Here is a 5,604-nt window from a genome sequence, read left to right as displayed (position 1 = left end):
AAAAGCTCAAAGCCTTCCTCCTGCCCCGCCGTCATTACGCTTGCCTCTCGCAACTCAAGCAAGCCCTTTTGCATGCCTTAGGTCTACTGGGGGCTGTAGAGGTAAAAATCTGATGTGGAGATACTTATGTCCGGAGGAATTCCAGCAAGGCCTGGGTGGTAGCGGTGGGGTTTTCCTCGCAGAGGAAGTGGCCCGCCTCAATGGCCTTTCCCTGCACATCCAGGGCATACTCCCGCCAGGCCACCAGGGGATCGCAAGTACGGTGAACTATGCCCTTTGCGCCCCACAGCACCAGCAAGGGGCACGCCACCTTGTGGCTATCGGCGGCGTGGTGCTCGAGGTCTATACTGGCCGCTGCGCGGTAGTCCTCGCAGGTGGCGTGGATGGTGGCGGGGTCGTGGAAGCAGCGCTCGTACTCGGCCAGGGCCTCGGGGGCAAAGGCCGCCAGGCCCGTTCCCCAGCCGCCCAGCTTCTGGTGCAAAAACCCGATGGGGTCGAAGCCAATCAGGCGCTCGGGGAAGCCAGGAGGCTGGGCCAGGAAAAACCAGTGGTAGTAGGCCAGGGCCAGCTCGCGACTGAGGTGGGCAAACACGTAGGGCGTAGGAGCAATGTCCAGCACAGCCAGTTTTAGCAGCCGTTCGGGGTAATCGAGGGCCATGCGGTGGCCCACCCGCCCGCCCCGGTCGTGCCCGACTACGAAAAACTGCTCAAAGCCCAGGGCCCGCATCACCTCGACCTGGTCCTGGGCCATCTGGCGCTTGCTGTAGTGCTGGTGGGCCGGGTCGCCCGGCGGCTTCTCGCTATCGCCGTAGCCGCGCAGGTCGGACGCCACCACCGTGAAGTGCTGCGCCAGCAGGGGGGCCACCTTGTGCCACATGGCATGGGTCTGGGGGTAGCCGTGCAGCAGCAGCACCGGGGGGCCGCTGCCGCCTTTGACCAGGTGAATGCGTGCGGTGGAGGTCTGGACATCCAGGCTTTTGAAGCCGTCGAACATGGGTCACCTCCGAAAACGGTGCGGGGAGCTATCACCCGGATTCAGGCAGGTTGCGCTGCCGGGCCAGGGCCAGTTCTTGCGTGCCGAGCTCGAGCAAATCCCCCGCCTTGAGGGCTACCTGCTGCCCAACCTTCAAACTTTGCCCGTTGAGCCGGGTGGGCCTGGCCCGTACCACGAGCTTCAGCCCCTCGTAGCTCAGACGAATCTCGGCGTGCTGGTCGGCAATGCCGGGCACCTGTACCTGGCAACCTGGGGCCGAGCCGATGACCGCATGTTTGAGCGGGAAGGGCAGGGGATACGAGCCCTGGTTGCCATACAAGACCCAGGCTTCTTTGGCCTCGGGCGGTAGGGCTCCGCGCATCTGAAACAAAAACTCGGTGGCCCCGAAGCCCAGCCGGTCGCCTGGTTGCAGCACCTGCCGGGAGGTGCCCTGCCCGTTGACCAGAATGGTAGCGCCATCCCAGACCCACTGTCCCTTTTCCTGCCGCAGCACACCGGCCTTGAGCGGCAGGTCGCGCTCGCGGTAGAGGCCGATATCGTTGGCATCGGAGCGGCCTACCGTGACCACCGGCTTGGCCAGAATATATTCCTTCCCCTCGTACGGGCCGGTGGTGAGGCCCACCAGCCAGGCTGTTTTGAAGGCTTGCTGGGCCCATTGCACCATCAGCCCAATGGCTGCTCCCAGGACTGCGAACCCTACCAGCCGGGCCAGGGTGCTGCTGCCACCCAGCAGCCACTCGAACACCAGGCCGCCCAGAAAACCCCCTGCTGCGCCCCCCAGGGCGCCCCGCAGGGCTTTGGCCCTCGAGCGATCCGCCAGCCCCAGGAAAAGCCCGGCCCCAGCCCCCAGAATGGCCCAACCCAGACCCCGGCCGCTGCCGGTTACCAGAAGCAACTGCCCCAGCAATGCCGAAACCCCACCCAACAGAGCAGCGCCAAAGGGTACCCAGCTCAGGTCGCGGAACCAGCGCCCACGCAGGGTCAGGATGTTCTGGCCCACCAGCAGCACCAGGCCCAGCCCCAAAGCCACCAGGCCCCCCCACAAAAAGGCTTCTTGTAAAGCCCGGCCGGCACCGATGGGTGCGCGGTTTCCAAAAAGCTGTTTGATGGCCTGCTCGGCCTGGCGGAAGGCCTGGTCGAACTGTCCGGAAGTGGTGGAGAAGACCAGCTCGCGCGAGCCCGTGAGCTCGGCCAGGAAGCGCAGGTTGGCGTCCTCGGTGCCCACCGCTACCAGCCGGATACCCTGAGCCCGAATGGACTCGGCCACCCCAAGCGCACGGCGGCGGGCCACCGGCTCGGGCATGAGGGTGCTGCCCGGAACCCCATCGGTAAAGAGCAGGATGCTACGGGATACCACCTCGGTCTGGCCCAGCGCCTCCAGGCCGGCCTGCAAGCCCTCCGCCATCATGGTGCCCCCCCCGTCCTGAATGCGCTCGAGGGCCTCGAGCAAAGCCTGCCGGTTGCTGGAAAGGGAGCTTTCCAGGTGGGCCTGACTGCCAAATCCCACCACCGCAATCTGGGTGACTTGCAGGTTTTGTCTGAGCACAAAGTCCCGCGCGGCCCGCTTGACCTCGGCCAGCTTGTTTTGTTCGTCCATGCTGCCCGAAGCATCGATCACCAGAGCAATAGCCGCCGGTGGAGCGGCTTGGGAGGCCTGGGGCGCGGGGGGTATCAGGAATTCCCCCAGGAGGCCGCCCAGCAGTGCGCCAGCGGCACCCAGGAGGGCAAAGGTGCGGGGGGTGGGTCTCATCTCAAATCGGACTAGCCCGGCGGCAGACGATGAGCGCGGTGGCGTTGTCGGGGGCACCTGCGGCCAGTGCTTGCTGCACCAGGGCTTCGGCGGCGGCCTGGAAGCTACCTGCCTGACTCAAAATCTCGGTCATTTGGGCCTCGTTCACCTCGCCCCAGACCCCATCGGAGACGAGCACCAGGGCTTCGCCGGGCTCGAGCACCCCTGAAACCTGCCCGGTGGTGGCTTCCAGGGTTTCCACGTAGCCCTCCTGCGGCTGGCGCAGGTTGCCCAGCGAGCGCAAAACCTGGTTGCGGTCGGGGTGCTGCATGGCCTCCTCGCGGGTAATCATATGGCTGGACACCAGGGCGGCGACCAACGAATGGTCGCGGGTGAGCTGCTGAAGCTGGCCCTGGCGCCAGAGGTAAACGCGGGTATCGCCCACGTGGGCCACGGTGTAGCGAGCCCCCCAGAGCATCACCCCGCTCAGGGTGCAGCCCCCATCCAGGCCCGCCAGGGCCTCGAGCACAGCCTGGTTGGCGGCCCAGACCAGCCGTACCCCCCAGTCGGACTGGGCCTGCGGGTCGTCGAGGGGGTGGGGCAGGTTGCCCCCAATGAAGGTCTCGACGGCGGCCTGGCTGGCCCGCTCGCCGGTGGCCATGCCGCCCATCCCGTCCGCAACGCAGGCCCGGAGCAAGAGGGTGCGGCCAAACTCCGACTGGACGCGCTCGAGGCGGTAGGCGTAGGCGTCCTGGTTGTAGTGGCGGCTGGGATTAAGGCCCACGCTGGTGGCCTCGCCGAGCTCGAGCACCACCTCCACCTCACTGGGGCGCGAAAGCTTTTTGAGCAGGGCTAGGGCCTCTTTGGGGGTGGCCCGCCCCGGTAGGGGGGCCAGCATCTGGGCCAGCGCCTGGGGTACACCCGGTAGCGGGATGCCCGAGAGCAGCAACTCGCTGGGCCCTTCGACCGGCAGCGCCGTGCCGGTGAGGAGTTCAAACAACAACGCCCCCAGCAGGTACACCCCGGTCTTGCTGCTCTGGGGCGCTTCGGCTAGCACCTCCGGGGGGGTGTAGCCCTGCCGCCAGACCTGGGGCGCTGGCTCGCCCAGGCGGGCCAGCCGGGGCGGCAGGGTGAGTTTGAGGCCCTGGGGGGTTTGCCGCAGGGAATGGGGCTCGAGGTCTACCAGTGCCAAGCCCTTGAGCTCGAGGAAGTACACCAGCTGGGCCAGAGGCTGCACCACCCCCAGGGCCTCCGGCAGCGAGAGCTTGCGGCCCACAGGCTCGCCCTCCACCGCCTCGATGGCCACCCCTTCGGGGCCGGTGTAGACGAGCCGGGGCAACAGGCGGTGGCTCTCGAGCCCGGTCAATGGGCCTGCGTCGGCCCTGGGTTTGACCCGTATTTTTTCTTCGCCCCGTCTGGCGTTCATCCAGCCCCCCAGGTAAGGGCTTTCTACCTGGAAGGTCAGGGGGCCCCAGGTGTGGGAGGAGCCGCACTCCAGTGCGCGGTTTTCCACTGTGGAAGGCAGCCAGGTCTCCTCCAGAAAATCCTCTACCGGGGTTTCTCCCGCCGGAGGCGGCACTTCTTCCTCGGGGGGCAGGCCCATATCGGCGTGGGTCATGCCCTCGGCCTCGGCCTGCAAGACCTCCTGGGTTTCATCCTCGCCGGGGCGCTTGTCCGGCATGGCTAGCCCTCCTGGAAGACCACAATTACATTGCCAAAGGCAATCTCGTCGCCGTTCTTAAGTTCGGCGGGTTCTACCAGGCGGGGGGAGTAGGCCTCCTGCCCGGCCCGCTTGATGAACACGCCGTTGGTGGAGCCCAGGTCACGCACCTTCCAGACCCCCTCAAAAAACAGCTCGGCGTGGCGACGGGAGATGTTCTCGGCGCCCGGCACGCCGGTCAGGTCAATCTCCACCGGGCCGGTGGAGGCATCGAAACGCCCCACCACCAGGCGCGGGCCTTGCAGGGGAATGCTTTCGTTGGTAAGGGCCCCAAAGCGCTTGAAGACCAGCTTGGCCGGGCGGAAGAGGGGGGCTGGCGGCGGGGCGGTGGGGGCCTCCGGCGCGCTAGGAAGGGCCTCGGGCTGCGCGGGTTCGGCGGGTATTTCAGGTGCAGCCTGGGTTTCAGTGGATTGAGGAGCCGATGCCTCGGTGACCACGGGCTCGGGCGCTGGAGTTTCGATTACCACGGGTTCTGGGGTGAGCTCTACCCCGCAGCTTTCGCAATACTGGGTTCCATCGGGATTCTCGGTTCCGCATACCTTACACACGATCATGGATTACGCTCCTCTCTTTGCCGTTCGCGGGTCAAGCGAACGATACCACCAAAACTTAGAATCAGCACGGCGACCGCCAGACCACCGGGCTCCAGGATTTCCCCCTGGGCGGGGTTGGCCCAGCGAAAAGCCGCCACCAGGCCCAGCACCACCGCCAATGGGATGCTCTGGCGCTCCAAAAACAGCACTCCCAAATAAACTGCCCCCAGAAGGACGGCGGCCAGGGCGCCTTGCTCGAGCGAGATCAGTTTTCTGTACAAGAGCAAGCCTGCACCCCCCAACACCAGCAGCGGCAAAAGCCAGACCACCTGGGTCACCAGAAAACTCAGGGTGTAGAAAACGCCCAGCACAATTGCGCTATAAAACCCTGCCCGCAGCCAGGGAAAGACCTCGGGATAACCCGGCACCCAGGTGTTGAAGTCGCGTAGGAGCTGTTCGTCGAGGGGCTGCAAGAGGGTTTGCAGGGTGGCAGGGCGCACCTCGAAGAACACATAAAACAAGGCTAGAAACGCCACCAGCGTGAGCAGGTTAAGCCTCAGGTTATAGAGCCTACTAGCCAATGGTGCAGGTGCAGGGCTGGGGGTGGGGCTGGGCTGGGGCCCAGGCA

Annotated in this window: 5 protein-coding genes; all 5 read right to left on the bottom strand. The window is 65.8% G+C overall.

Annotated elements, in window-relative coordinates:
* Nucleotides 1–124 precede the first annotated feature (124 nt).
* Nucleotides 125–994: an alpha/beta fold hydrolase gene (locus Mhypo_RS17105; protein ID WP_119342447.1), complete on the bottom strand. Its 870-nt coding sequence runs from the start codon at nucleotides 992–994 to the stop codon at nucleotides 125–127.
* A gap of 31 nt (nucleotides 995–1,025) precedes the next feature.
* Entirely contained in the window at nucleotides 1,026–2,744 is a 1,719-nt protein-coding gene (locus Mhypo_RS17100) for a VWA domain-containing protein (RefSeq protein ID WP_119342446.1), read from the bottom strand.
* Between the two features lies 1 nt (nucleotide 2,745).
* A complete protein-coding gene (locus tag Mhypo_RS17095) occupies nucleotides 2,746–4,404 on the bottom strand; it encodes a PP2C family protein-serine/threonine phosphatase (protein WP_119342445.1) in 1,659 nt (552 codons plus the stop codon).
* Nucleotides 4,405–4,406: 2 nt separating this feature from the next.
* Nucleotides 4,407–4,997 carry an FHA domain-containing protein gene (locus Mhypo_RS17090; RefSeq protein ID WP_119342444.1) on the bottom strand — a complete coding sequence of 197 codons (591 nt, stop codon included), beginning with the start codon at nucleotides 4,995–4,997 and terminating at the stop codon, nucleotides 4,407–4,409.
* Nucleotides 4,994–5,604, bottom strand: a 611-nt coding sequence (locus Mhypo_RS17085; RefSeq protein WP_206074948.1) for a hypothetical protein, incomplete at its 5' end; no start/stop codon positions are given. The genes Mhypo_RS17085 and Mhypo_RS17090, both read right to left, overlap by 4 nt.

Origin of the sequence: Meiothermus hypogaeus, from assembly GCF_003574035.1 — a bacterium.
GTDB classification, from domain to species: domain Bacteria; phylum Deinococcota; class Deinococci; order Deinococcales; family Thermaceae; genus Meiothermus; species Meiothermus hypogaeus.
This window is presented reverse-complemented; position numbering and strand designations above follow the sequence as displayed.